Origin of the sequence: Streptomyces sp. NPDC050658, from assembly GCF_044457025.1 — a bacterium.
Classification (GTDB): domain Bacteria; phylum Actinomycetota; class Actinomycetes; order Streptomycetales; family Streptomycetaceae; genus Streptomyces.
Window position 1 is genome coordinate 117,350 of sequence record NZ_JBITGM010000012.1, and the last position, 26,722, is coordinate 144,071.

The window sequence follows — 26,722 nt, forward strand, 5'->3', positions numbered from 1 at the left end:
CGTCCGTCACGACCCGTGGGAGGGCCTGTGCCCCGATTCAGCATCATCATCCCCGTCTACAAGGTGCAGGGCTTCCTGCGTGAGTGCCTCGACTCGGTCCTGACGCAGTCGTTCACGGATTTCGAGGTCATCGCGGTCGACGACTGCTCGCCCGACCACTGCGGCGCGATCATCGACGAGTACGCGGCGCGCGACGCGCGGATCCGGGCGGTCCACCTGCCCGCGAACGTCGGTCTCGGCCGGGCCCGCAACGTGGGCGTCCGCCACGCCACCGGCGACTATCTGCTCTTCCTCGACAGCGACGACAGCTACACACAGGGCGCGCTCGCGGCGATCGACAAACGGCTCAACGTCACCGAGGACCCCGATGTGCTCGTCTTCGACCATGTGCGTACGTACTGGTGGGGGCGCGCCGGACGCAGCATGACGGCGGGCCTGCTCGCCACCGCGGGCGTGGACACCTTCGACATCCTCACAAGCCCGCAGTATCTGCACCTGTTCCTGGTGGCCTGGAACAAGGCGTACCGCCGCGACTTCTTTGTCGGCCACGGATTCGCCTACAAACCAGGGCTTTACGAAGACGCTCCCATCACCTATCAGGTCCTGGTCTCCGCCCGCCGCATCGGCTGCCTGGACCGGGTGTGCGTCGAGTACCGGCAGCGCAGGCAGGGTGCCATCACCCGCACGCCGGGCCGCAAGCACTTCGACATCTTCGCGCAGTACGCGAGTCTGTTCACGTTCCTCGACGAGCACCCGGAACTCGACGCGTCCCGGCCGCTGCTCTTCGAAAGGATGATCAACCATTTCCTGACGACGCTCTCAAGTCCCGAGCGGGTGCTGCCCGGCGACCGCCGCGACTTCTACCGCATGATCGTGCGGTTCTACCGGCGCTACAGACCGGCCGGCTTCACGCTGCCCGACGACGACCACCGCTTGCAGTGGCGGCTCGCCTCGACCAGCCCTTACGCCGTCTTCCAGCTCTGTGCCCTGGCCGCTTCGGTACGTTCCGCCGCCCTGCGCAAGCGGCGCGAGCTGCGCAGGGCGGCCGTCCGCAGGGCCAAACGGACCCTCGCCCGGGTCGAGCGCAGGCGCCCGCTCGACCCGCATCTCGCGGTGTACTCGGCGTTCTCGCACCGCGGTGTGCTGGGCGACCCGGCGGCGATCCAGCAGGCGGCCACGATGCTCGCCCCGCAGGTCCGGCCGGTGTGGGTGGTACGGCCCGACGCCGTGGAACAGCTGCCGCCCGGCATCGACTTCGTCACCCCCGACACCCCGCGCTACCACCGGGTGACAAGTCGGGCCACGTACTTCTTCAACAACCTCAACTGGGCGCCGGGCCTGGTGAAACGCGAGGGACAGATCCACGTCCACACCCACCAGGGGACCCCGCTCAAGCACATGGGTGTCGACCTGCTCGGCCGGCCCGCGGCGACGTATCACATCAACGTCCCCGCGCAGCTGCGGCGTTCGGACCGCTGGGACTACAGCCTGGTGTCAGGACGGTACGCGCAGCGGGTATGGGACCGCGCCTATCCCTGCCGCTTCACCTCACTGGCGACCGGCGCCCCGCGCAACGACGTCCTCGTGCGCGGGGACGCGCTGCGCGCGACGGCCGTGCGCAAGCGCCTTCGTGTCCCTGACGGCAACACCGTCGTGCTCTACGCCCCGACACCGCGCGACAACAGCAAGTGGTACGAACCCCGCGTGGACTTCGAGCGCCTGGTGCACGAGCTCGGGCCCGGCTTCACGCTGCTCGTGCGACTGCACCGGCAGTACGCCCGCGCCGCCGTCCGTGGCCTGCAATTGCGTGACCTGGAGCAGCGCGGTCTGCTGCGCGACGTCACCGACGAACCCTGCGTCGAGGATCTGATGCTCGCCTCCGACGCCCTGGTGACCGACTACTCCTCCCTGATGTTCGACTACGTCCATCTGGGCCGTCCGATCATCGTTCACGCGGATGACTGGGCGACCTATCAGGCGGCACGCGGCACGTACTTCAATCTGCTGGCCACCCCGCCAGGTCATGTGTCCACCCGGACATCCGAGTTGGCGCGCCTGTTCACGTCCGGGGTGTGGCGGGACGAGCGGTCCGCCATGTTGCGCTCCGCCTTCCGGACACGGTTCTGCGAGTACGACGACGGGCACTCGGCCGCCCGCGTCGTCTCCCTCGTCATGCTCGGCCAGGACGCCCCACTTCCGGCCCTCCCCCAGCAGCTCCCCGGCGGACGCCAGGCCTCAGCGCTTCCCGCCCTCCCGAACGGCACACGATGACCGATACAAAGGCCCCCATCCCCGGGCAGGCCACCCAGTCGGGGCTGACGCGCATCCGGACGACGGTCGGCCGCCCCTCCTCCTTCTGGGCCCGTTGGCGGGCAGACGGCGCGGCCATCGCACTGGGCACCGTCCTCATCGCCGTGCACGGCACCCGGTTCGGGCAGTGGGTGGTCGACGACGCCGCCATCACCTTCGCGTACGCACGCAGCATCGACGAGGGGCTCGGACCCGTCCAGCAGCCTGGAGCGGAGCCGGTCGAGGGCTACTCCAACCCCGCCTGGCTCGCCCTTCTCGTCATCGGCCGACGCCTTGGCCTCTTCGACCAACGGGCCATCCTCGGCGTACCGGATCTGGTGCTGTACCCCAAAGCGCTCGGAATGCTGTGCGCCCTCGGAATCCTGATCGCGGTCGCCTGCGCCGCCCGGCGCCTGGTGTCCCGCTCCTGGCTGGTCACAGGGCTGGCGGGCATCCTGCTCGCGGGCAACGTCTCGTTCGTGGCCTGGATGGTCTCCGGCCTGGAGAACCCGCTGTACGCACTGCTCGCCACCGTTCTCGCGGCCGTCCTGATCCGGGCGGCGACCACGGGCACCCTGCTCGCCCCCGGTACCGCGGTGGCCGCCGGCCTGCTGGCCCTGGCCGCCGCGCTGACCCGGCCGGACGGCGCGGTACTCGCGGGCGCCTACCCCCTGCTGGTCCTCGTGTCGCTGCGGCGCGGCGAGCTGCGGCCACGGGGGCGGGCGGCGGCCTGGTCCGTGGCCGCCTTCACCCTGCCGTACGCCGCGTTCCTGGTCGGGCGTCACGCGGTCTTCGGGCGTCTGGTGCCCAACACGGCCGTGGCCAAGGCGCAGCAGCTGCCGGATGCCGAGCTGTTCGCGCGGAGCACCGGCGAACTGCTTATGTTCACCGGCGGGGGCGTCGTGTGTGTGGCCGCCGCCCTCGTCGGCGCGGTCTTCGCCCGCCGCACGATGTCGCGCGCCGCGCTGGCCGCCGTCCTGCTGCCGCTCGCCCTGACCCTGTGCGCGTTCGGCATCCTGGAGCCGGACTGGATGGGCATGTACCGGTTCGCGACTCCCGTCTGGCCGCTGGGAGTTCTCGCCGTATCCCTCAGCGCTGTGAGCCTGGCCGAGCGCAGCACACCGCGGGCGCGGGTCACCGTGGCGACCGCTGTGAGCGCGACGCTGCTCCTGTCCTTCGCCGCGCAGCGGGGGCCGGCCGCCGAGTTCCATGCCCGGCCCACACTGCCGATGTGCGTCATCGTCAACCGGGACGGCGTGATCTTCAACGAGTACGCCCACCGGCTCCGTGTCCGCGACGCCTCGCTTCTGCTGCCGAGCCTCGGCGGCACGCTGCTCACCAGTGACCTGAAGGTGTATGACCTGGCGGGTCTCACCGAGCCGCGGATCGCCGACGCGCTGGCCGCGGGAGACTCCGAGGGTCTACGCCGTTACGTCTTCCGGGAGTTGCGGCCCACGTTCATCCACGCCACCGGAGTCTGGGCCCGCAAGACCGGGATGAAGTCGCCACGGCTGACCGCCGAGGGCTATGTGCCGCTGTATCGCACGACGGACGGCGGCGGCGGTGACTGGGTGCGGTCCGACGCCGTCAACCACCCCAAGCAGCTGAAGCCGCTGCGCGCCTGGGCCTCCCATGCCGTGCCCAGAGCGTACGAGAGCGGTCGCCACCAGTGCGGTGACGTCCTCAGGCCGGGCCAACGCGCCGCTGCCGCCCTCCCGCACCAATGAACCCAAGGGCTCACCCATGCCCCCGATACCCCCAATGGAGACCCCCACCATGACGACGACCGCCATGACGACGACCACCGGAGAAGCGACCCCCGCCACCCGACAGCGGACGTCCGAACTGCCCCGCCCCACCTGCCTCGAGGACGTACCGGGCTGGTTCTGGCCGCTCGACCAACGCCTGTTCGCCTGGTTCCTGGGCGCGGGTGCCGCGGGCAGCGAGCCGGGAGATCTGCTGGAAATGGGCTGCTACCTGGGCAAGAGCACGATCGTGATGGGTGAATTCCTGCGCCCCGGCGAGAAGATGACCGTCTGCGACCTCTTCGGGTCCGACGACGGCTATACCAAGGAAGCGACCAAATCCTTCTACCAGAAGTCATTGACCCGAGAGGCCTTCGAGGCGAATTACTCGGCCTTTCACGACACCTTGCCCGAGGTGATCGAGGGCCGTACCGACGTGCTGCCCTCCCTGATCGCCGAGAACTCCTGCCGGTTCATCCACATCGACGCTTCCCACGCGTACGACGACGTCCGCGAGGACATCCTGACGGCGAAGAAGGCATTGCGCGAGGACGGCATCCTCGTCCTGGACGACTACCGCACGGAGCACACGCCCGGCGTGGCCGCCGCGTCCTGGGAGGCCGTGTTCCGCGACGGCCTGCGCCCCGTCATGCTCTCCTCGAACAAGATGTACGGCATGTGGGGTGAGCCGGGCTCACTGTCGGGCGCCCTCCTCCAGGAACTGTGCGCCATGCCGCGCTGCCGGCCGGAGGTCCAGCGCATCGCCGGTCGGGACGTCATCCGCGCCACACGGGAGAAGATCCCGGCGCCGTCACTGGTCACATCCCGCCACGCCAAGTCCACCTGGCCCCCGGCTATTCCTGCCGCCGAGGCCGAGGGAACCCAGTCACCGTCGCTGGCCCGCAGGATCGCGGCCGACGTGCTGCCGCCCGTGGTCACCCGGGCGGTGCGGCGGGCACGCCGCTGACCCACCCGGCACCCATGAAATAGAAGGTGAGGGCAGGTGACTGCACTCGAGGTTATTGATGCCAGAAACAGGGAGGAGAAAGAAACATTTACAGGCGCCCCTGACGAGGCAGTGGCGCCTGGCGAATCAGTGGCGCCTGGCGAGGAACTCGCGTACGCCACCACCGTGGACGGCGTGTTGCGATGGATTCCCGCACCCACCACAGAGATGACCGATCCACGCTATTCCGCTGCGGCATACCGCAACGGAGAGGTCACGTCAGATACCCTCTCCCCCAAATGTCCAAATACCTCTCGCTCGCTATGAAGCAAGCAGTCAACTCGCAGTGCAGATACCGTGTTGGCGCCGTCTTAGTGAGGGGTGGAAGGGTACTTGGAGGTGCCTGCAACAAGTACCGGAACCACCCCATCATTGATTTTCGGAACGCCTCGTTTCATGCCGAGGAAGTGATCCTCCGACGCACCCGCAGGCCGCAGGGCGCGGTGGTCTACGTCGCGAGAGTGGACAGCCAGGGCAGGCCACTCCTGGCCCGCCCGTGTCCACGCTGCCAGCGCGCCCTCGCGGCGTACGGAGTCGTCCGCGCCTACTACACCACGGACACGGGGGTGGGCAGCATGCGGATTGCCCAGCCCCTTGAGCGCGCGAGGCAGTGATGTCGTCGCGTCCGTCATGTTCGTCGTGTTCGTCATGCCAGAGACAGGGCCTTCAGCGACACGTCCTGGAGATCCCGGTCGAGGCCAAAGGCGGAGTGTACGGATGCCACCGCGGCAGGCAGGTCGCTGTCGGTACAGACAGCCGAGACGCAGTTCGGCGTGGCGGTGACCAGATGGACCTTTGCTCCGGCGTTCCGGAGTGCCGAGGTAAACAGAGTACAGATGGCATCGCTGGGGCTCAGCGCGGTACCGATAATGCTCACTACGCCTGTCGCATCGATGTTCTCGAGGTGAACGATGCCAGTTTCGCTCTGGGCGGCGGTTAGCGCCGCCATCGCTCGTTTCCCTTCCCCGCTCGGCAGCGTGACATGAATGGTCTGCCCCGCATCGGCGCAGGGGTCCGGCGTCAGCGCGGTCATGGTCACATCACTGAGTACTTGAGCTATGTGAGCCGCCCCGTTCTCGGGGCTCGTCTCCATATGGACGGTGATGAGAGTCTGCCCTCGTCGATGAGCAACAGTGTGGACTTTCGCCTGTGTTGAGCCGTCGGCGGCAGTGACCCAGGTTCCGGGCCCGTCGCTGAACGAGGACCGGACGAGCACGGGAGTCCGGGTCTGCCTGGCGTGTTCGATGCAGCGGGAGTGCAGGACCTTGGCACCGCTTTCGGCGGCACGCAGCATCTGCGGGTACGAGAGATGCGGGATGCGGCGGGCCGTGACCACGATCCGGGGGTCGGCGGTGAACACGCCGTCGACGTCCGTGTAGATCTCGCATTGGGCGGCGTCAAGGGCGGCGGCGAGGGCGACAGCCGTGGTGTCCGATCCGCCCCTGCCCAGCGTGGTGATGTCGTCGGTGGCACCGGCGATGCCCTGGAAGCCGGCGACCACGGGGATCGTGCCTTCCCTGAGGCACTGCCATACGCGCGCGACGTTCGCTTCGACGATGTGTGCGTCGCCGTGCGAGGCGTCCGTGATCAGACCGGCCTGCCAGCCGGTCAGAGACCGGGCGGGGTGTCCAAGGTCGTTGAGGATGCTGGCCAGCAGGGCGGCGGAGGCGCTTTCGCCGGTCGCCAGCAGCGCGTCGATCTCGCGGGCCGGAGGGTCGGAGGACGCCTGGCGGGCCAGGGCGAGTAACGCGTCGGTGGTGCCGCCCATCGCGGAGACGGTCACAGCGACGTCATGGCCTTGGCGCTTCGCCTCAATGATCCGTCGAGCGGCGTGCCGCATGGTCGGTACATCGGCGAGCGAGGTGCCACCGTACTTGTGGACGATCACGGTCATGGCTCTGTCCCTATCGTCTGAGGTGCTACGGGCGTGTCAGAGATTCCGAAGCGGGTGAAGGCGGTTCGGCCGGGCAGCGCGTAGACATCGCGCTCGCAGGCCTCGTTCACGATCACGGCTGCGCGCCAGGCGGCGAGCCCGAGATCGGGAGCGCCTACGCCGTGGGTGTGACGTTCGGCGTTCTGCACGAAGATGGATCCGGTGATGGTGTCGTCAGTCCGGACTCGGTAGTCCAGGCCGATGTCGAGGCCCCCGGTACTGTCGCGAACCAGGTGGTCCGCCAGCGGAGCCAGCGTTGCTTCCATCGGCCGCTCGGTGTAGCCGGTGGCCAGGACGACTGCGTCGGTGGGGAAGGTGACGCTGCGGCCCTGCCGGCGGGCCTCGGCATCGAGCTCGACGCGCGTTCCGAGACGTCGGGCCGCCGTGATCGCCACCCCAGGAGTGAGAGTGACGTCGGGCCAGGAGCCGCCGATGCTGCGTTCGTACAGTTCACTGTGCAGGTCGGCGAGGGTGCGCTCGCTGATGCCCTTGTACAACTGCCATTGCTGTGGCACCAGTTCCGCCCGGACGTCAGGGGCCAGGGAGTGGAAGTAGCGGATGTAGTCCGGGGTGAAATGCTCCAGGCCCAGCTTGGAGTACTCCATGGGAGCGAAGGCGGGGGTACGCGCCAACCAGCGCAGCCGACCACCGGACCGGGGCCTGCGGCGCAGCAGGTCCAGGACGATCTCCGCCCCCGACTGGCCCGAGCCCACAACCGTCACGTCACCGGCTGCCTCCAACTCCCGCCGGTGGGTGAGGTAGTCGGCCGCATGGAGTACGAGGGCGTTCGGATCGTCGGTGAGGGAGCGCAGACAGGCGGGGACTGTGGGTTCGGTCCCGACACCGAGCACGATGTTCCGGGCGGCGTGACGGGTGGTTGTGCTCTCCGGACCACCTGCGGACGTCTCGACTTGGAACAGCTTGTCGTCGGGGTCCCAGTGCACGCTGCCGACACGTCGGCCGAAGTGGCAGCTGGTCAGAGACCGGCTGACCCAACGGCAATAGTCCTCGTACTCGGCACGTGGAATATGAAACCTCTCGGCGAAGTAGAAGGGAAAGAGCCGGTCATGGGCCTTGAGATAGGAGAGGAAGGACCAGCGACTCGCCGGATCGGCCAGGGTCACCAGGTCGGCGAGGAAGGGTACTTGGATGGTGGCCCCTTCGATCATCATCCCTGGGTGCCACCGGAACTCCGCGCGCTGCTCGAAGAAGGCGGAGTCCAGGTCCGCGACCGGTTCGGCCAGGGCCGCCAGGGCCAGGTTGAAGGGGCCCACGCCGATGCCCAGCAGGTCCAACGGAGCGGCCGGCGGCCCATCCTGAAGGGGCGTGTCAGTCATCATTGGTTGCTCCTCGGGAGCTTGGGCTGCCGACGGATCGAGCTTGTTCGGACGCGGAGGTGGCCACCAGGTCGAACAACTCCTTGTAGTCGGCGAGGGTGGTGTGTGGGTTCAGGATGGTGAGTTTGAGCCAGATCCGCTCCCGGCCGTCCCGGTCGGGCATCCGGGCCCGCCCCAGGACCGCGGTTCCCGTGAGGAGTTGCCGACGCAGTGCGGCCAGCACCTGGTCACCGTCGACGCCCGGGCGGTCGCAGGCCCGGGGGCGGAACAGTACGGTGCTCAGCTCCGGCTGCTCCCACAGCCGCAGTGTCGGATGACGCTCGACATACTCGGCGACTTCGGTGGCCGTATGGCAGCACTGTTCCACCAGAGCTGCCATCCCCTTTCGCCCGAGAGCCTGCAAGGTGACGGCGACTTTGAAGGCGTCGGCCGGCCGTGAGGTGCGCCAGGAGCGCCGCAGCAGATCGGGCAGGCCGGCCGCGGTGTCGTCGTCGGCGTTGAGGTATTCGGCACGTATGGCGAGCGGGTCGAACAGGGTGGCCTTCCGGGCAGCCAGCACCCCGGCAGCCAGCGGTTGCCAGCCGAACTTGTGCAGGTCGAACGAGACCGTGTCGGCCTGTTCGACGCCACTCAGCCGGCCCTTGAGATCATCGCTGAACAAGGCAGGCCCGCCGTAGGCGGCATCCACGTGCAGCCAGGCCGAGTGAGACCGCGTCAGCTCGGCGACTTCCCTCAAGGCATCCAGGCTTCCGGCATCGGTGGTGCCGGCGGTGGCGACCACCACGGCCGACTTCAGCGATTTCAGGACTTCGGCCAGGTGTGAGATGTCCAGCCGCCCCCGCACACAGCGCACCACGACAGGCGGGCGGAGTCCGAGCATCCACGCAGCACGCGCCACGCTGTGGTGGGCATTTGCCCCGCACACCACCTGGGGCGGTCCATCTCCGACCGTCAGCACGTGTTCCCGGGCCAGAAGCAGCGCCGTCATGGTGGAGTCGGTACCGCCGGTGGTCATGACTGCGCCAGGAGCCGATTCCTGCGGGAAGACCATACGCGCGAGGGCCTCGGTGAGCTGCCCTTCGATCACGCTGGCGCACGGTGCCTGATCCCAGGAGTCCACGGAGGCGTTGAGCAGACCACTGACGGTGTCGGCTGCCACGGCCACTGCCAGCGGCGGCGTGTGCAGATGCCCCGTGCACCAGGGCATGGCGGGGTCGGCCGCGCCCTCGGCAAGCGTCCGCGCCATGCGCGGCAACGCCTTCGTTCCGCTGCCGACCTCCGGCAGGATGGGCTCGAACGCCGCGGCTGCCCTTTGGGCCAGTTCGGCGGCTTCGAAAGAAGGGCACGGTCCTGAGCGGGCTTCCGTGCCGTCGATCACCGCGGCCAAAGCCTCCCGCAACAGATCCAGCACAGCGGGTGCTCCCCGCATCCCGCCGGCCAATGCTGTCGCGTCACGTGGGTCCATGGGGCTCAACGTGCCTCACGCCCGTTCCAGGAAGCGCAGCGCGTGAAGGCCACGGAGAGTCGCTCCAGGATCTGGTCGGCCTGAGCATCACTCAGAATGAGCGGGGGCAGCAGCCGCAGCACCGCGTCGTGTCGGCCCCCCAGTTCCAACAGCAGCCCGGCGTCAACACATGCGGCCTGCAGGGCCCGGGCACGGGCGGGCGCAGCCGGCAGTACCCCCAGTGAGTCCGGTGAGGCATGGGGGTCGACGACCTCCACACCCAGCATCAGCCCGCGCCCGCGGGCCTGCCCGAGGTAGCTGTGCTCGGCGACCAGCGCCCGCAGGCCCTCGGCAAGGCGCGCGCCGACGGTCCCCGCGCGCTCATCGAGGCGTTCCTCGCGCACCGTACGCAGGGTCACCTCGCCCGCGACCATGGCGAGCGTATTGCCGCGGAAGGTCCCTGTGTGGTCTCCCGGCAGCCATACGTCCAGTTCCGGCCGGTAAGCGATCAGCGCCAGAGGCAGGCCGCCCCCCACCGCCTTCGACATCACCAGAATGTCCGGCGTCACGTCGGCCCGTTGGCAGGCCCAGAACGTTCCGGTACGGCCGACGCCCGTCTGGACCTCGTCGAGGATCAGCACGATCCCGCGCTCCTTGGTGATCCTCCGTACCTCGCGCAGCCAGTCGTCGGACGCCGGGATCACTCCGCCTTCCCCCTGGACGACTTCCAAGATCACCGCCGCCGGAAGGCCGAGCCCGCCGGACGGGTCATCCAGCATGTTCTCCAAGAGCCGTATGGAAAGGCGCGCCGTCTCGCCGTTACCCACTCCGAAGGGGCAGCGATAGTCGTGAGGGAAAGGCAGCCGGGAGACCGGGGCTCCGCCCGCCCCCGCCAGCATCCGCATCCTGTCGCCCCCGCTGACCGCGGACGCCCCCATGGTCATGCCGTGATAGGCACCGGAGAAGGCCACTACGCCTTGCCTGCCCGTGGCCAGCCGGGCCAGTTTCAGGGCCGCCTCCACCGCGTCGGCTCCGGTCGGACCGCAGAAGTGCACCCGCGCCGAGCGGCCCAGGCCACCCGGGAGAACGCCGAGGAGTTCACTGGTGAAGGCGTCCTTCTCCGGCGTGATCATGTCCAGCACGTGGAGCGGGGCACCCCGTTCGAGCGTCGCCTTCAACGCACCCATCACTGCCGGGTGGTTGTGCCCTAGAGCCAGGGTCCCCGCCCCGGACAGGCAGTCCACGTACGTCCGCCCGTCCATGCCGGTGACCTGTGCCCCCCGTGCCTGAACCGGAACGACCGGGAGATGCCGCGCATAGGTGCGCGCAGACGATTCGCGTGCTTCCTGCCGTCCCAGCAGTCGGGCGCGTGACTGCGCGTCAGAAGTGGTCTCGGGCCCGTCCATCAGTCCAATGGCGGTCTGCTTCATATGTCCTCACCCAGCTGATATCGAGTCATGTAGTCGGGCAGCGGGACCACGACCCCGCTGCGGTCCTCGTGTGCCGGCCCCGCCGTCACACGCAGGGGAACGACCCCGGCCCAGTGCGCCAGAGCCATGTCCGTCGGCTCATCCGCCACCCCGCCGGTCTGGATGCGTGCCGATGCCTCCACCAGAGGCAGCCTGAGTACGGCGGTCTGCGCCAGTTCACGCGCCGTCGGAGGACGGGTGTCCGCTGACCGTCCCCGTGCCAGCTTGTCCAGCAGTGCGGCCATCACCGCCCGCTTTTCCGCCTCCTCGGTGACCGGGCACACCTCTCCGTGCACCGTCACCGACCGGTAGTTGAGCGTGTGCATGAACTGCGCCCGCGCGAAGACCAGTTCATCGAGCAGGGTCACCGAAACGCACACCTGCGTCCCTTCGCCCCCTACGACGAGCATCAGACGGCTCCCGGTCGACCCGTGCAGGAACAATTGGTCACCGATCCGGACGTGCGTCAATGGAACGACCCGCGCCTCGCCGTCGACCTGATATCCGGTATGGCAGACCAACGCCTCATCGACTATCCGGTAGATCGAACCCTTGTCATAGCGCATCAAACCGCGATCTCTCATCGGCCTGCCACGCCCAGTAGTTGATTCCATGCCCCCGCTCTCCTAACGGCACAGCACGAACCTGCATGCAGAATCTCTGCGACAACCGGTATTACCCCCCGTTTCCATGCCGAGTACGCCGCCTCTATTTCCAACCCGCGCGTTTCGTTCGACGGGGAAGGGCAGCGATTCCGCACCCGTTTCGATGAAACGCGTACGGATCATCGAGCCGTGAGGCGGGGTAGCGAGTCCATTGGAATGCCTGGGACCAGCCTCAGGAAGAGGGGCTCAACAGGCAACGTGCTGCACATGCTGCGACTTTGTGCGCTCGTGAAGATCCTTTGGCGGCATCGTAAGCGCCTGGCCACAAGGCTCACCTCGCGGCCTCATACCCGCGGAGGCGGCGGACATGCAGAGTCCGAGTACACGATTGCGGACCCATTGCCAACCCGCCCGAAGGGTCCCCAGGCCCTGAGGGTCAACAGGCCCCGGAGGAAATGAGGCGCTACTGCATCAGGGGGACAATCCCTCACGAACAGGATCTCGTAGCCATCCTTAGCAGCACAACGCAGCGACAGCTGCACACGCGTGCTCCCCCGCAGTGGTCGGGCAAAGGAAGGCAACGGCTTTGATGTACTCCTACCTCGTGGTCCTGGCGATCGGTGCCGCGGCGGCCGTGGTCGCGGCCACCGCACCAGCCAGTCGCGCGAAGCGAGCCGTTGGAAGGCGCGCCGCCCATATGTCGCTGCGGTCGTCGATCGACGCCGAAGCCTTCGTCGAGCTGGCGCGGTCGGCACGGGCGCGCGCCGAACGGGTATCCGTGGACCATGAGAGCGAGCGGATGGCCTCCGCGGTGGAACAGGCCTGCAATTCAGAGTGCGCGGCTGCAGAATTAGTCGACCCGCACGGCGCCGCCGAGGCATATTCGGATGCCGCTCTCGCGGCCTACATTGCCTCAGCGCTCGCCTACAACGATGCGCCACTCGGCCGGTGGGCGATCGGAGCCTCCCACCGGGCTTATGTGGCAGCTGTACACGCGGACCAGTGTCTGTCCGAACGGCACTTTTGGAAGGCTTCCAGGGCCGAGGAAGCCGCAGTTGACTGGATCGAGCGGATCAGGCCCTTCGCGCACCCCGAGCTGGAGCGCGCCGAGGAGTACCCCATGCTCACAGCGACGGCCGGCCTTGCGCCGGCAGAGGCCCTGGACCACCCGGACGTCTTGGAGTTGGAGCGAACCCAGGTCGAGCGAAGAGCAGAAGACTGATCTTCCGCAGCTCCAGCACATTGCGCGGGTCTCAGTATCGCGTAGACCGCCGTTCAACCCAGAAGGAGAGAGCCTCGTGGTCAAGCGTCCGGTGGCCATCCGGTTCGCACGCGGAGCGAAGGGGCTCCCGCTTACCCGCGTCATCAAGATCTCCGCCTTTGCGGCGGCACTACTTCTCTTGATCGCAATTGTCATCAGCTGGCTGGTCTACGCACAGCTCCACGGCAGCCGCACGGACGAGGCGACCCAGCGCGCGCTCGACGCCGACATCGGTTCTCGCCCCACAGCGGCGGCGGGCAAGGCCCAGAACATCCTGCTGCTCGGCACCGACAGCGAAGCCGACTGGGGCTCCACGCGCGCCGACACAACGATCCTGCTGCACGTGGCCGCCGACCGGCGCAGCGCCTCAATGACGAGTGTGCCGCGTGACCTCATGGTTGACATCCCTGCCTGTCTACGCCCCGAGGGAGGCCGCAGCCGCCCACAGCGCGCTCAGTTCAACTGGGCGTACCAGTTCGGTGGCGCGGCCTGTTCGATCCGCACATTCGAGAACCTCACGGGCGTCCGCGTCGACCACCACCTCGTCATCGAATTCTCCGGCTTCATGAAAATCGTGGACGCGGTCGGTGGCGTAGAGGTCGACGTGGCGGAGACATTGCGCGAGCGCAAGTACGGAATCAAGATCCGGCCCGGAAAACAGACGTTGCGAGGAAGAGAGGCGCTCACTTTCGTCCGCGCCCGGTTGGGAGTCAGCGACGGCAGCGATCTTCAACGTGTCGAACGGCAGAAGCAGTTCATGCATCAGCTGCTGAGCAAGGTCGGCTCCTCCGGAACGCTCTACAACCCGACACGTCTCTACCCGGTCCTGGACGCGGTCTCCAAGAGCGTGGTGGCCGACCCCGGACTCGACTCACCGGGCGAGCTGTACTCCCTGGTGAGCACCGCGCGGATGATCCCGGTCAACCGGGTACGCGCCGTCACCGTTCCCAGCGTCGAGGACGAAGACCACTGGGGCCGGTACGCAGCGGTCAAGGGACAGGCGAAGGCGCTGTTCAAGGCATTACGCGAGGACAAACCGCTGCCGAAGCACCTGTACAACGCCTACCGCTCTGACGGCCGTGTGGCCGACGAATGACAGCCGGGACGTTGCCGCGCCAGGCGTGCTGACCGGCCCAGATTTCTGACCACCAGCCAGATTCCTGACCAACAGGTGGGTGTCACATCACCGTTCAGTACGGTCTCTGGGACGGCGTGGCCGACGGAATACGGGACGCCGGCCGCCCGACATCACTCGAAACCACAGCCGATGGCCACTGGACACCCGAGGCCGCGATCGGGGTCGGCACCAACAGATCGCACGGCGTGCACTCCAAGACCGTGCACAGCACCTCGAGATCGTCCAGCCGGATGGTCGTCGGGGTCTTGGACCAGAGCATCGACATTTTGCCCGCACTGATCTCCAGCCCGGCTTCGGCCAGGAGGCGTCGCATCTTGCTCGCCTGCCAGATCCCGGCCTCCGCCGCCTTCATCCGTAAGTTCCACTGCACCGCGAACTCGCTCCGTTTCTGACGCCTGTTATCCAGATAAATGAATCAATACCGACACAATTGGCAACTGATCCAGAGTTAACCATAGATCTTCAACTATCGACTCAGACCACGCAGACTCATCCGCTGTCAGCTTCAGGTACGTCAATCAGAGGGACCTCCCGCCAGGCAAACGAGGGAGAGGACTTTCGCGCCCATCACACGGAGCCGATCTGGCGTATTACACCAGAATTCGACCATGGAACATATGTGCAAGTCATGACTTATAGGGGCAAGATCGACAAAACACCGCACGCTCAACCATGAACGCCACCAACGCATTGTTAGTATTCAAATACGGTGGGTTCGCACCACACGCACTACAAGGCGTGGCGCGACTGCGGACACGCGGCATCTTTCATGCCCTTCACGCAGCGAGCGGCATCGACACACTCACCCACAGGGAACTCGAATGGTTGTACGTACCTCCCATCAGTGGCATGACCAGACAGTGCCGGCCGTACCTGAATCGGTCCGGCTCGTTCGCTACACGACAGCGCTCGCCCTGACTACATTCGGAGTCATTCCCGGCAGTCCGATTTCCGACGCGACACTGCTGAGCGTCAGCGAACTGGTCTCGAACGCGGTCCGCCACGCCGCCGACCACTCACCCACGATCAGCGTCAAAATCACCCTCACCGGAAGCTGCCTGACCATCGCCGTCGCCGACACCCATCCGAGCTTCCCCAGCCTTTCGGACGATTCCATGGGCGTCGGCCTGCAGACAATTTTTGAGTTGGCCAGCCGGCACCGGGGCATGGTGAGCGTTGAACCGGTTCCCGTCGGAAACGGAAAGACCATCTTCGTATCGTTTCCGTACGAGCTGGCCGGCGAGCCCGTGGGAAGTTGAGCGCCTCCAGGATCAACTGCGTGTGGTCAAGGCCTTCGATCCCCTCCGCGTTCGGGGCCTATGCCGCGCCTATCTCCACGCCCTGAACAGCCGGAAGTTGACAGGCCATACGCCCCAAAGATGATCTTTGGCCTCTTCCTCCATCCCCCTGCTCCGCCGATGCAGCGCCGTCCAAAGGCGTCGCAGCGCAGCCCGCCGAAGCTGGCGGAACGAGGCTGCGTTCAAGGACGCGAGTGCCCCACTTGCGCTGGGCGGACACGCCGCCGCATATGACGTATGGCTAGGCGCCACAGGCGTATGCATCTCTCATATTCAATAAACATCGCGGAGTCGGGATGCCCGTCTCCTCTATCAGCATCTGAAGAAACGCCCCTTGCAATGACTCCGCACCCATGCAATCAACCTTTATGACACGGGCGGCAGGGCATTGATCCCACCCGGGCCTTCCACTTAAACGCATTAAACGCATTGGCCCCCCTCCGAGGCTCCCCGACCTGAATGACCGCCCGTTAAATCATCACTCAGGTGGGGATGAAGATCTTGATCAACCCCGGGGGGTTTGAATTTGAGTCAACAATGCAGCTTCAAGATTCGAATTTATGTTCACGGGCACCCCACGCGCTGACCGTCGCAAGAAAACTGGAATAGATCACTCCGGTTTTCGGTTCTGCTCGACCAAAGCGCCCCTCATCAGGGTATGACGCTCCACCAGCTGGCAGGGCAGGCAGGCCCGCCGGTATTTCAAATCCCGGATCGGCCACCTAATTTCACGAGAGGAAATCAAGGTGAAACGCCCTAGTTATCCGACTGAGCAGCAGGTACGCGAAGCCCTGCGACAACAACAAGACCGGGCTCGCTCCAGCGGACAGCAGCCCAGCATCCTGGCTCTTGCCCGTCATTTCGGCCTGCCTAATACGAGTTTCCGACGAGCCTTTCCTGATATTGCAAATGAAGTCTCCGAAGCCCGCTACAACCGCTCGGAGGTAGGCGCAAGCTGACACTCCCTCGGCGCAGAAGCAACGTCACCCACAACCGCTCGTCTCCCGCACCCAGGACGGCCACACGCAGCCGGCGAGATCCCACCGGCATATCCTCAAAGCCACTGAACGGCGTGTGTGCCCTGGCTCACGGCCACGGCGCCCCCACCCATCGCATTCAGCCGGGGAGGGCGCCGCTGCCAAACCGTCGCCTAACTCATGGTGGCATTCTGCTGGTTGGCGATGTCCTCGATCGATCCGCGCTGCGGGATCTTTCCTGACGGGGTCAGCTTGTCGACCGCCAGCGGCAGCGTCCTCGCAAGCCGCTGCGCCGCGTCCTCTCTGTGGAGCCCGTGCTCGTCCGCGGTCTTCTGCAGCGCGTCATCGGGCAGGACCCGCGCGAGCTGCGTGCCGCTGACCGGATCATTGGAGCCAGTGCCGACCCAGGACGCCACTTGGTCACCGAGGCCTCCGTGGTTGAGGTGACCGATCACCTTGTGCAAGAAGCTCACGTCAGTAGCTGATCGGGTAGAGCCTCCATGTAAGTTCCCCATCAGCGTTCCAAGGAGTGCCACGTCTTGGCTGCCCCCTCCGCCCATGAGGTTCTCGAGCGCAGTCCCAAGGCCAGTTGTCTTCATCGTGCTCATGCCTTCCATGAGGTACAGGTGACTTACAGGCACAAAATTACCCATGGCGGTCAGCTCCGCCACTTGAAGCCGGGTGACCGGTGACCATCCCCCGCATTGACGCCCGCGTCGCGCCAGGACCAGCAGCAATCACTCCCGCCGTGACGTCACGGGGCGCAAGCGCCGCTGTCATTCCCGGCCGGCCAGGGCCCTCTCCAGCCGCGCAGCACCTCAGGATGGGCGATCCGGGCGAATCTGCGGGATCGCACCCGCGCGTCCATCTTGCCGCTACTCGATTTGCACATTAACTGCATATGTGAGATAGCCCGATGCTCTCGGCCAGTAGCGACGGCGAGACTTCGCAGGAAGGTTGCCTGCCACGTGAGTGCGTTCGATCCAGAAGCCGAGATTGAGCAAATGGGGATCCCCATTTACTACCTCAATCTCCAGGACACGCTCGCTGCCTGGGATGCTGAAAACCGCAAGGTCTACTGCTCCCTTGGGCTCAGTAGTGCGCAGAGGCGCTCCGCACTCTGTCATGAACTGGCCCACATTACCCTCGGGCACCGAGAATGCCTGTTCGGGGGCAGCACTCCTGTCGCTGCCATCATTCAGGAGCGAAGTGCGGAACTGTGGGCTGCCCGAAAGCTGATCAGCGTCGTTGAACTCGCCATCGCCCGCGACTCCGGCCTGCCCAGAGAAGCCATCGCCAAGGCCTACGGCGTAACTGAACGCATGTACCACGCCCGCCTGTTAGCCGAGGAGGAAGACGAGCGACGCTGGCTCAGACCGCTGGAAACATACCGCTGAGAGAACTCGGATCGGCGCTTCGCGACCAGCATCAGGAACCGACATGATCATGCTTGAGTGCGCGGACGCACGGAGGGGAATCACTGTGTCCGCAGGCCCAGGCCAGAACGTCATAAACACCAAGGGTGTACTCGCAGTATGAGGGGTCACTTAACTGTCGGCGCTGCCGCTCAAGGAGTGCTGCCTGCTCCTCGGCTAACAGCTGAGCCGAGCAAGGGGCGCTTGATCCCATAGTCGCGGTGGCAGTCGTCGGTGAGATGCGCGAGACGCCAAGTACCCATCGGTAGCATGCCAGTGCGCCATAAAAGTAGTAAGGGTGTCCGAGATGGGCGTCCGGAGTTCTGATCCAGCAGACACAGGCATGTTCAACCTGTTTGCGATGACGCACTCCTATACGCGTCGCAGTCACATTACTGGTAGCCATGTAGCACAGTAGGCACATCTCTCCGGCATCGGCACACCGGATTGCCCTGTTCGGGCTGTCTTCAGCACGGGCTATCTCAAGGACTCGTAGTAGTCCAGTTGGTGCAGCTGACTCTCGAGGTAGGTCTTCAGCCGAATCCGACAGTCATGCTCGAACCCGCGCAGCGCGCTGGCCTTGCGTTCCATCGCATAAGCGTTGGCGTGAGCTTCCTGCCTGAGCCTGTCGGCGAACCTCTCTGCCTCGGCGATGATTTGAGCGGCGTCGGCCCGGGCTCCCGCGATGGCCTGATCGGCGGTCTGCTGGGCCAGGTGCAATACGCTCACGCTGCAGCAGTCCTCAGCCGGAAATGACTCCCCCTGCGCCCTGGAGTCTTCATGCGGGCTCCGGGGAGGGGGCGTTGGCGCGTTTCGCTGGGGCTCCTCGCTTCCGCCGAGATCCCGCTGCCGTGTGACGACAAGCTCGAACTCCAGCTCCTCAACTCTCCGGCGGAGCCTGGTCACTTCCACCTCGACCTCATCGAGAAAGGCATCAACCTCTTTCTCGTCGTAACCTTGCCTGAACAGCACGGTCGTGAACTTGCGCTGCCGAATATCATTGGGTGTCAACAACACTGGCTTTCCTCAGTCTTTCTGGTGCGCCCTCAGAGAATGGTGAGGGGTCCAAGAAACAATCGACGCGACCTGTGCATATCCGCAGACACGACGAAGCAGTCGAAGTGAACACCTGATCTGCGACGGGGCGGAGCCCCGCAACAGAGGGTGAGAACTCGCCGGGTGCACCTTAGCCGGGCATCCCACTTCTCTCAACTCACGCCACAGAGCGTCGTGTTGGATCCAGGAACCACGGCCCCTGCCAGCAGGAGAAGCGGACCCTTTCTCGATTCGGGATGATCTTTTCGATCTGACCGACCGGAGCGGTTTCAGCATTGTCGGATATTCCACAGCACCAGTTGCAGAGCACTGCGCAGCTCGCGCGTACACCTCTCCCTTCGGATGTACCCACCGCCTGGAGGCGTCATACTCCACAACTCATCCTGTGCTACGCGTCAACTGCGCGCCCCCATGGCCCCAATTCGAGGGCAAGCCGCGACGTCGAGAAGGCCGGCGAGACGCGCATCGTCGATGTCGGTGAGTAGCCACCGCTGTGGAACTCGGCGTTTTCCCTGCTCACATGGCCTGTCGGTGACATGGTCCAGCGGGAGGTCGTGCGGCTCCTCAGGCCTTCGCCTCCTTGCGAGGCATTCGGGCCTCTTTCAGCGACCGACTGTCCGGCAGTCAGCCGAAGTTGGTCGCCACCGCTGGTGCGCTACGCTCCCCGACGGCCACATCACCTTTGAGCGCTGCCGCTCAGCCGCTCAGGGCGAATCCTTTCGCGCCTCCGGCTCGTTGCACCCAACATTCCACCATCAACCGTGGGCAAGCTCTTTGGCATGCCCTCTCCGACCCATAGGAGAATGGAAATCATCAATGACGCGAGGCGCGTTCCCCCGCATCTCCATCGAGTTCCGTTGATGCATGAAACCGGAGAACTCATGGACAGCACCGCCAACCTCAGGGGAATCAGCCATGAAATCGACATCGAGGCGAAATGGGATCTGTTCCCACCGCCAACGCCAGGTCGGCAGCGTGAGCCGGCCCACCGCCGACACGCCAGCCCTGTGCCGCCGCCCCGCCCGCGCAAGCGACGGCATCGAGCCCGCAAAGCCAGCGGCAGATGGTCAAGATTCGCCAGCCGCGGCGTCACGACGCTCACCGTGGTCATGGTGCTCTGCGTCGTCTCCCTCGGGGGCTTGATCTCCTACAAGACTCTCCATGTCCTGGGCACATCAGATCTGCCGCAAGGCGTAGCACACTGGTGGCCACTGTTGATCTACGGGCCTTGGATCGTCGCCTGCCTGACGATCCTGCGATCGGCTCTCCATGGGCGCGGCACCAGGGGCTCTTCATGGACGATCATGATCTTCTTCTCCCTGATCAATGCCACCCTGTGTGCGGTAAACGCAATCGGAGATGCCGTCACCACGACCGTTGCGGGTCTGCCGCCCATCGCAGCCCTTGCCTGCCTGCACCAGCTCGTGGACCAGCTCGGTCACAAGTCGGGACAGATTCCAGACTCGCAATCCACCTGAGATCGATCACGCGTCGGCCCAGCCGCCACATGCCGTCGACCCAACCGAATTCTCCACAAGCGGAATCACCCACTTCCGTTTAAACCCACCTCCTCAAAGGTGACGGGAACAAGGGAACAAGGGAACACCCCAGGTCAGATGCCTGATTACTGTTCCCACCAGGCCTGGTCCAAACAAGCGCACATAAGTTCACCCCAGCTTGCGGCATCAAGAAGGGCCCCTCCCAAGACGAAGTGACAACAGAGGCCCCGCGACGACTGCGCGGGGTTGCGGCCCGGGGGCATCGCCAACGCCCTGGAGGAACGTCGACATGCCGATCTGCTTAGTCCGAATCGTCGAACCCCTGTTGCGGCTGCTGTACCCCGCGGTCGGCCGTCACCGGTCAGTCGCTGTCGCGCGCATGCCCGCGCCGGCTCCTCAGCCACGTGTACCTGCGCTGCGAGGCGAGGACATCGGGCTCGTACGCCCGTACCTCGTCGCGCACGAGCGGCGGCAGCGAGAACATCGACTGCGCCAGGAGACCCAGCAGCGGCACGTGGTGTGAACCGCCGGGCTGGGCCAGCCGCGAAGGCGACCCAGCCCCCTTGCTTCATCGTGCTCTCGTCATGCGACGAGCAGGTAGGACACTAGAGATCCCACACCAGGTCGGCCTTCACCATGAGCAGCCGGAGGTTGTCCGGTCCCACGCGTACCCGGTGGGAGGTGACCCGCTCCTTCTGGGTGGTGTTACGCAAGGTCGCACCCGCCTGCAGCAAGGTGTCGGGCAGCGAGCGGTCCACGTAGCTGTTCACTCGAGGGTCGCCACTCGCCTTGAGCAGCATGTTGAGGTTGCCGTTGGTGATTCCGATGGCGGGGCCACGGTCAGGGAACCAGTAGGCAGCTGGGCCCTGGCCTTCCCACTCGCCGCTTCGCTGTCTCTTTACCCCTTGATCCTGCTCACTCTGACCCGGGACTGAGGGGCCGATGTGGCCCTTGCTGTCGCGGATGTGTGCGTCACGACGGGACAACGCCTTGCGGAGTACTTCACCGACGGCAGTGGCCACTCCGTCCTGCGCGACGTGCTGCTCGTCCATCCGCAAGGCCTGTTTGGCGAGCGAACCGGCAAGCCGAGGAGCCACGACGCCGACGAGGTCGGCCATCTTCAGGCCGGTCACGGCGGCCACGAGTCCCAGTCCGGAGAGCATGGCGGCGGCGGCGGTGACGACACCGTCCATGGTGCCGCTGCGCTGGGGCAGTTGGCTCTCGACATGGGGGGCCAACTGGTACAGGGCCAGCGTCTCGAGGTCTGCGAGGTAGGTGTCCACGTCGCTCTGAGCGTGCAGAAGCCCGATGATCCGGTCACCGATGGCACGCAGGGGAACGGAGAGGCTTTCGCCGCCGCCGGACTTGTACCAGCGCCAGTCGACATCCCCGCCGTCGCGCGAGAGGTAGGCCACGACTGCCCGCCGGTAGAGCGACTCCTGCATGGAGGGCGGGAGCATCTGGGCGGCGATGGTGGGGATGGACCGGATGCGATTGCCGGGCTTGGCCGTGAGGTCGCGGTTTCGGCGGCCTTTGATCTCGGTGGCGTTGCCCGCGGCGCGGATGACGAGTTCGAGCTTCTTCTCGATCTCTCTGACCTCCACCATGGCCGACGTCCGGGTGAGCGGGATGTCGTCCAGCAGGGTGGGCATGTCTCCTTCGAAGTCGATGGCGCACTCGATGTCGGTGACCGTGCTGTTCATTCCCTTGGTCGGCACGGGCGGCCAGGCGCTGGGACGAGGGGTCAGCAGCAGGCTGCGGCCGGTGTTGGCCGCCGAGGTCTTTCCGGAGTTCGGGGCAGCATCAAGAATGAAGGTCGCCGCCACAGGGCGCAGTGTGTGGGCGATCGAGCGAGCGCCGACCGCGAGGGCCATCAGGGGAGCCCATCCATGGCTGGCGATGTCGCGGATGGCTCGGCGGCAGTCGTCGAGAGTTGCCGTGCCTTCGAGGGGTTCCGCGGCTCGGCGCAGGGGTTCCGGGGCGCCGATGATCCGGACCGGGGTTCCGGCGGGGTAGGTCCGCCCGTCCGCGTGCACATAGGTGAGGCCGGATCCGGGGATCTGGTGCCATCCGGTGTGCGTGACGACGAAGGTTCGGGGCAGTCGCTTCCCCTGGTTCGTGATGACGTTGATGAGGACCTCACGGATGGCCCGGGACGCCGCTCCGGCGTCGTCGCTGAAGTCGTTCCATCCATCGGCGGTGCGCAGGTCCGCGAGGCTCTTGGTGAGGGTGTCGGCTCCGATGGTGATGGTGTAGTAGCGCCCGGAGGACTTGCCGTCGTCGCCGAGGACGACAAGGCGCTCGGAGACGTAGGGCGCCCAGTCCAGGATGAGTTCCCATTCCTCGGTCTTGCCCCGGCGCAGTTTCCAGAGTGCGCCGCCGTCGTGTTCGTCGGCTTCATAGCACCAGCCCGGGGAGCCGATGACGAGCCGGCCGGGCGGTTCTTCGCTGCCGTCACGGTCGGCCTGACGGGCCCGTTGGTCGTTCTGAGGGGCCTTGCTCGTGGGGCGCTGCGGTGTGCGTTCAGGCCCCTGCGGGGCTACGGCGGCCGGGGGGTTCGCCAGGGCATTGGTGAAGTCGGGTCGGCGTGGCCTCGGGCTCTGGCCGACCTTGGCACCGGTGGTGGCGAGCACCCCGTCGGAGAACGAGGGGATTACGTCGTGCAGTCGCTGCCCTGTCATCGCCGGTCCTCCCTGAAGCAGACCGGGTTCAGGCCAACTGCCTGACACTGCACGACACTTGCCAGCACCCTGCTCAAAGGGAGGCACTCCCACAGGTCGATGGCCGGGAATTGCTCCCAGCCCTTGCCCTGCGTCAAGTCCGCGGCGGAGAGCGTCGCCACGTGGCCGCGCAGACGGACCGTGAAGTACTGCTCACGGAGCTGGCTCTCACCATCCAGCGCCGCCAACTGGGAGAGCACCTCTGGGCACCAGGACAGAGCTTGGCTCAGGCGGCCGCAGGACGTCCGCCAGATGCCGCCGGTGTTCTCTGCGGCATCCAGTCGGTACCACCAACCGGCTGTCGCCCTCACCCGGGTGAGTCCAAGGGCAAGCGGGCCTTCTTTGTCCGAGACGCCTGGCCGGGGGTGGGAGCGTTTAAAGTCGTGGAGTGCCTGTGTCATAGGTACCCTCTACTTTCAAGAGGTAATGGCACGGCCGACCGAGCCAACCGGTGCTCTGCTGTGGGCGCACACCCACACCCAGCCCGTCGTGGCTCGGCCAGCCAACTGTCGGCGAGGCCCGGTAGCTTCTTGGCGGGAGTACCCGGGCCTTTGCCGTGTTCATCGTCATGCCAGCATTTGCTGGTCAACTTTCTCCAATTGGTCGCGCATGATCTCCAAGACCAGAGCCTGTAGTTCCTGTGCTCCCCTGAGTACCGCCTGTGGATCCTCGGCGATCGCTCGGGCCGAGCGTTCCGTGAGCAGGCCCACGGACATGGCTGCGGCCATGCGCTTCCCGTTCTCCTGCGAGATGCCCCTGCGGGCTTCATGCCCCGGAACACGAGCAGTGGCCGCCACTGAGGCAACGGTCGGCCTTGTGACCACTCCTGAGAGTTGGGCAATCTCCGCCGCCGTGACGCCTGGGCGTCGATCGGGTCCACGATGAGCGAGGGGTTCCACCTGGTCCTCCCTCTGAGCCGATGGAAAATTGGTCAGCCATCAACTTAGTGCGCTCCACCTTCCTAAGCCCACCAATCCCCGATGTCATGCCATGTTTCACCCCATCGATACTCCGGAAGACGCCTGGTTGAGCTCTTCTGATCGGATTGTTGCCGGTTGGTTTTGATTCCGAGCCAGGAAGAAGTGCGTTCGGAACGGCCGTCGGTTAAGGATGATTTGCGCGGCGTCATTCGGTGCTTACGGGCGCGAAGTGTGTTGGTGTGGGGTACATGTGTGCACATCCCACATGCTCGGGAGCTGGTGCGGGCCGGGCGGGAACGGGGCGACCGATCACTCCCGGTCTCCTTTTCGGCTGGACGTTGGGCCCGGCGGCGGTAGCGCCCGGGCGGTCGCCCCAGACCATGACCGCAGATCCCGCTCAAGGAGAACAGCTCGGTGACAGCTCAGCTCCACTGGACACCAGCCGATAGCGGTCAGATCGGAATACTTATCGCCTCTATCGAAACCAAGTGCGCCGAGGAGCCCGGAAGCTGTCAGCGGACGACCGGCGGGCGCTCGGCAATCTGCTGGTGGATAGGGTCCTCGTAGAACACACTGCGCAATACTCTCCGCACGGCCCGGGCAGATGCCGCCGTCAACTGGCGTACCAAAACCGCGGGTTCGGCGGCAGGTCTCGGCGCCGACGCCCCCTCCCCCAGGTCTTTTGAGCGCAGCAACCGGCTGCTCTCATAGTCCAAGGGCAAATGGCTCTGGCTCATGCCATCGACCGTAGAGCAGTCGATGGCGACCCGAACAGGCGCATTCGAGGCAGACAGCTCAGAGCATGCCTCACATCTCCACGCCGGTTCACACCAGTTGACGAATAGTGCAGCAACGCGCTTACGGAATGGGGCGACGTTGCAACAGCCCGTTTGGGCGCGGTCAGGAAGGGCACACCGGGCACAGTCCTCCGCATGAGTTGATCGAGGTGAACTGGTCCGCTCCCACGGTGCAGGGGGTCGGCGTCAGCGATGAGTGCCCGGCGGGTCGGCGGTACGCGCGGCCTCCCAGTCGTCGAGTTCGGCACTCAAGACAGCGCATGCCCGTTCGGCCTCGAGCTGATCGCGCATCAGCTCGAGCCATCCCTGGTCCGACTCGGGAGTCGCCCGCCCGGTGGGAGTGGGCAGACCCAGAGCCTTGGCCCGGTAGACGTCACGCGGCGCTACGTCTGCCCATGACTGGATGGGAAGGCTCTGCGCGAAGACCTCATCGCTCCCACGCCACAGCGGCTCACGCCCAACGCACCGAGGTGGCTCTTCCCTGCGGGCATCACGGACTTCGGCAAGGCGGGAGCGCAGTCCGGGGCGAATCTCCTCGGCGTAGCGGTCCCAGACCGGGGTATTGCTCTCTTCGCGGCGGCGCAGTATGGCGGTGTATCGGGTGCCTGCGTCGTCGATCCGGTCATCGGGTAAGGCCGGCGTCGCAGGGACGCCGAGGTCGTGGAGCCGTCGGCGGCGTTCGAACTCGTAACGGAGATAGGCGGCGGGATCACGCAGATGACCGGGCACTCCCCAAGTGAGCAGCTCGGCCGCCAGGCTCTGCCAAGTCCAGCCATCAGCGAGCAGCGGTCTCACCATGTATCCAAGGCGGCGGGCACAACTGCGCCCCAGCCACCACACCTCGCGCTGCAACTGCTCGGCGAAGACGATGGCCTGGGCACACTCTTCGGGCGACACAGGTGGACCGTCGGCGGTGTTGCGGAGGGTGTTCTTCGGTCGCGCCGCGCGCTTGCGCGGGGTGTCTTTCCTACTTCCCTCTACCTGTGACTGTCGATGATCCGGGGGGACCATCACAGAAGGGGTGCACGAGATTCCCGGCGAAGTCGAGGTTCTTGTCGCCGCCCTGCGGTGGGCGTCCTGACAGGCTTGCGCTCGCCCGGCGTTGGTGACGCCGACGACGCGTGATGTGTAGCCGGTACCGCTGATCCGCCGGCCCATCGCTTCGTCCCACACGCACGGTGCCACGGCCGCGAACAGCGTTGCGGTGCCTCGGTAACCATCCCCTGGCTTCCACGCATCGCCCCCGAGCCGGGTTCGGATGACGTTCGTCCTCGAACCGTGTTCGACATACGCGAGAAGGCCGAGCTCACGCAGATACTGGGCGTGATTGAGGATCGTCCGCCGATTGAGACCGAGTTCATGCGCGGTCCTCTCCACGCTGAACGGGAAATGTCCGTCCTTGCTGCACCGCATGCGTCGCGCGAAGACGTCGGCCAGGCGCATCGTGGTGCACCCGGCCTTCGGGTGAAAGCCGGAATCAATCATGAAGCGGGCGGCGGCGTGGAAGTCATCGGCATGGCGTAACTGTCGAGAAGCGGTCGTCGCCAACTCGTGGTCGGCAGCGTCATGTCGCAACGTGAAGCGTCGGTCTGATGGGTCCGCAGCCCGCCACGTCTCGGTCAGATTCAGGTGAGCCGTCGGGTCGACATGACGGCACGCCAATACATCGTGCATCATTACCTCTGTTCGCCGCTCGCATCACTGAGTGGCAACACGAAGCCCGCTACCGGCCTTGCGGCCTGAGTGGGGTTCTTGGGAATCGGAAATCTGCCCGATCACAGATGGGCACTTCGCTCTTCCAGGGATTGCACCC

General features: G+C 65.8%; 24 protein-coding genes. 10 read left to right on the forward strand and 14 right to left on the reverse strand.

Annotated features, from left to right (window positions below):
- The first annotated feature begins 27 nt into the window (after positions 1-27).
- The 5 genes from ACIBKX_RS33155 to ACIBKX_RS33175 are packed head-to-tail and all read left to right on the forward strand — an operon-like array spanning position 28 to position 5,654.
- Entirely contained in the window at positions 28-2,271 is a 2,244-nt protein-coding gene (locus ACIBKX_RS33155) for a bifunctional glycosyltransferase family 2 protein/CDP-glycerol:glycerophosphate glycerophosphotransferase (protein WP_363275835.1), read from the forward strand.
- Positions 2,268-4,016: a hypothetical protein gene (locus tag ACIBKX_RS33160; protein ID WP_363275836.1), complete on the forward strand. Its 1,749-nt coding sequence runs from the start codon at positions 2,268-2,270 to the stop codon at positions 4,014-4,016. Before ACIBKX_RS33155 ends, ACIBKX_RS33160 begins: the two co-directional genes overlap by 4 nt.
- Positions 4,017-4,065: 49 nt before the next feature.
- Positions 4,066-5,001: a class I SAM-dependent methyltransferase gene (locus ACIBKX_RS33165; protein WP_363275837.1), complete on the forward strand. Its 936-nt coding sequence runs from the start codon at positions 4,066-4,068 to the stop codon at positions 4,999-5,001.
- A 36-nt stretch (positions 5,002-5,037) separates the two neighbouring features.
- On the forward strand, positions 5,038-5,307 hold the full coding sequence (locus tag ACIBKX_RS33170; protein WP_363275923.1) for a hypothetical protein: 270 nt from the start codon (positions 5,038-5,040) through the stop codon (positions 5,305-5,307).
- On the forward strand, positions 5,304-5,654 hold the full coding sequence (locus tag ACIBKX_RS33175) for a hypothetical protein (RefSeq protein WP_363275917.1): 351 nt from the start codon (positions 5,304-5,306) through the stop codon (positions 5,652-5,654). Before ACIBKX_RS33170 ends, ACIBKX_RS33175 begins: the two co-directional genes overlap by 4 nt.
- A gap of 32 nt (positions 5,655-5,686) precedes the next feature.
- On the opposite strand, the gene ACIBKX_RS33180 is transcribed toward ACIBKX_RS33175, so the two are convergent.
- From ACIBKX_RS33180 to ACIBKX_RS33200, 5 genes are read right to left on the reverse strand one after another with little or no spacing between them, the layout of a single operon-like run.
- Entirely contained in the window at positions 5,687-6,934 is a 1,248-nt protein-coding gene (locus ACIBKX_RS33180) for an aspartate kinase (protein ID WP_363275838.1), read from the reverse strand.
- Positions 6,931-8,310, reverse strand: a complete 1,380-nt coding sequence (locus ACIBKX_RS33185; protein ID WP_363275839.1) for a SidA/IucD/PvdA family monooxygenase — start codon at positions 8,308-8,310, stop codon at positions 6,931-6,933. The genes ACIBKX_RS33180 and ACIBKX_RS33185 overlap by 4 nt, the downstream gene beginning before the upstream one ends.
- The gene (locus ACIBKX_RS33190) at positions 8,303-9,721 is read right to left on the reverse strand and encodes an aminotransferase class V-fold PLP-dependent enzyme (RefSeq protein ID WP_363275840.1); all 1,419 of its coding nucleotides are present in this window, start codon (positions 9,719-9,721) and stop codon (positions 8,303-8,305) included. The genes ACIBKX_RS33185 and ACIBKX_RS33190 overlap by 8 nt, the downstream gene beginning before the upstream one ends.
- Positions 9,722-9,780: 59 nt before the next feature.
- Positions 9,781-11,160 (reverse strand): diaminobutyrate--2-oxoglutarate transaminase family protein, encoded by a 1,380-nt coding sequence (locus ACIBKX_RS33195; RefSeq protein ID WP_363275918.1) that lies wholly within the window; start codon positions 11,158-11,160, stop codon positions 9,781-9,783.
- A gap of 20 nt (positions 11,161-11,180) precedes the next feature.
- Complete coding sequence (locus ACIBKX_RS33200; RefSeq protein ID WP_363275841.1) at positions 11,181-11,789, reverse strand: pyridoxamine 5'-phosphate oxidase family protein; 609 nt, start codon at positions 11,787-11,789, stop codon at positions 11,181-11,183.
- 628 nt (positions 11,790-12,417) lie between these two features.
- On the opposite strand from ACIBKX_RS33200, the gene ACIBKX_RS33205 reads away from it, so the two are divergent.
- Positions 12,418-13,050, forward strand: coding sequence for a hypothetical protein (locus ACIBKX_RS33205; protein WP_363275842.1), 633 nt, complete (start codon positions 12,418-12,420; stop codon positions 13,048-13,050).
- 76 nt (positions 13,051-13,126) lie between these two features.
- Complete coding sequence (locus tag ACIBKX_RS33210; RefSeq protein ID WP_363275843.1) at positions 13,127-14,185, forward strand: LCP family protein; 1,059 nt, start codon at positions 13,127-13,129, stop codon at positions 14,183-14,185.
- Between the two features lie 94 nt (positions 14,186-14,279).
- Here the strand turns inward: ACIBKX_RS33210 and ACIBKX_RS33215 are convergent, their stop codons facing one another.
- Complete coding sequence (locus ACIBKX_RS33215; protein ID WP_399376755.1) at positions 14,280-14,579, reverse strand: helix-turn-helix domain-containing protein; 300 nt, start codon at positions 14,577-14,579, stop codon at positions 14,280-14,282.
- Positions 14,580-15,048: 469 nt separating this feature from the next.
- On the opposite strand from ACIBKX_RS33215, the gene ACIBKX_RS33220 reads away from it, so the two are divergent.
- A complete protein-coding gene (locus ACIBKX_RS33220; RefSeq protein ID WP_363275845.1) occupies positions 15,049-15,486 on the forward strand; it encodes an ATP-binding protein in 438 nt (145 codons plus the stop codon).
- 1,189 nt (positions 15,487-16,675) lie between these two features.
- On the opposite strand, the gene ACIBKX_RS33225 is transcribed toward ACIBKX_RS33220, so the two are convergent.
- A complete protein-coding gene (locus ACIBKX_RS33225; RefSeq protein ID WP_363275919.1) occupies positions 16,676-17,155 on the reverse strand; it encodes a YidB family protein in 480 nt (159 codons plus the stop codon).
- Positions 17,156-17,470: 315 nt separating this feature from the next.
- On the opposite strand from ACIBKX_RS33225, the gene ACIBKX_RS33230 reads away from it, so the two are divergent.
- Complete coding sequence (locus ACIBKX_RS33230) at positions 17,471-17,899, forward strand: ImmA/IrrE family metallo-endopeptidase (protein WP_363275846.1); 429 nt, start codon at positions 17,471-17,473, stop codon at positions 17,897-17,899.
- Positions 17,900-18,394: 495 nt separating this feature from the next.
- Here the strand turns inward: ACIBKX_RS33230 and ACIBKX_RS33235 are convergent, their stop codons facing one another.
- The gene (locus tag ACIBKX_RS33235; RefSeq protein ID WP_363275847.1) at positions 18,395-18,934 is read right to left on the reverse strand and encodes a DivIVA domain-containing protein; all 540 of its coding nucleotides are present in this window, start codon (positions 18,932-18,934) and stop codon (positions 18,395-18,397) included.
- A gap of 920 nt (positions 18,935-19,854) precedes the next feature.
- Here ACIBKX_RS33235 and ACIBKX_RS33240 point away from each other — a divergent pair.
- On the forward strand, positions 19,855-20,451 hold the full coding sequence (locus ACIBKX_RS33240; RefSeq protein ID WP_363275848.1) for a DUF2637 domain-containing protein: 597 nt from the start codon (positions 19,855-19,857) through the stop codon (positions 20,449-20,451).
- Between the two features lie 382 nt (positions 20,452-20,833).
- Here the strand turns inward: ACIBKX_RS33240 and ACIBKX_RS33245 are convergent, their stop codons facing one another.
- From ACIBKX_RS33245 to ACIBKX_RS33270, 6 genes are all read right to left on the reverse strand, one after another.
- Positions 20,834-20,986, reverse strand: coding sequence for a hypothetical protein (locus tag ACIBKX_RS33245; RefSeq protein ID WP_363275849.1), 153 nt, complete (start codon positions 20,984-20,986; stop codon positions 20,834-20,836).
- A 91-nt stretch (positions 20,987-21,077) separates the two neighbouring features.
- A complete protein-coding gene (locus tag ACIBKX_RS33250; RefSeq protein ID WP_363275850.1) occupies positions 21,078-23,153 on the reverse strand; it encodes a hypothetical protein in 2,076 nt (691 codons plus the stop codon).
- On the reverse strand, positions 23,150-23,380 hold the full coding sequence (locus ACIBKX_RS33255) for a hypothetical protein (RefSeq protein ID WP_363275851.1): 231 nt from the start codon (positions 23,378-23,380) through the stop codon (positions 23,150-23,152). The genes ACIBKX_RS33250 and ACIBKX_RS33255 overlap by 4 nt, the downstream gene beginning before the upstream one ends.
- Before the next feature lie 378 nt (positions 23,381-23,758).
- On the reverse strand, positions 23,759-23,920 hold the full coding sequence (locus tag ACIBKX_RS33260) for a hypothetical protein (RefSeq protein ID WP_363275852.1): 162 nt from the start codon (positions 23,918-23,920) through the stop codon (positions 23,759-23,761).
- A 704-nt stretch (positions 23,921-24,624) separates the two neighbouring features.
- A complete protein-coding gene (locus ACIBKX_RS33265) occupies positions 24,625-24,849 on the reverse strand; it encodes a hypothetical protein (RefSeq protein ID WP_363275853.1) in 225 nt (74 codons plus the stop codon).
- Between the two features lie 246 nt (positions 24,850-25,095).
- Positions 25,096-26,583 carry a hypothetical protein gene (locus ACIBKX_RS33270; protein WP_399376760.1) on the reverse strand — a complete coding sequence of 496 codons (1,488 nt, stop codon included), beginning with the start codon at positions 26,581-26,583 and terminating at the stop codon, positions 25,096-25,098.
- Positions 26,584-26,722 lie beyond the last annotated feature (139 nt).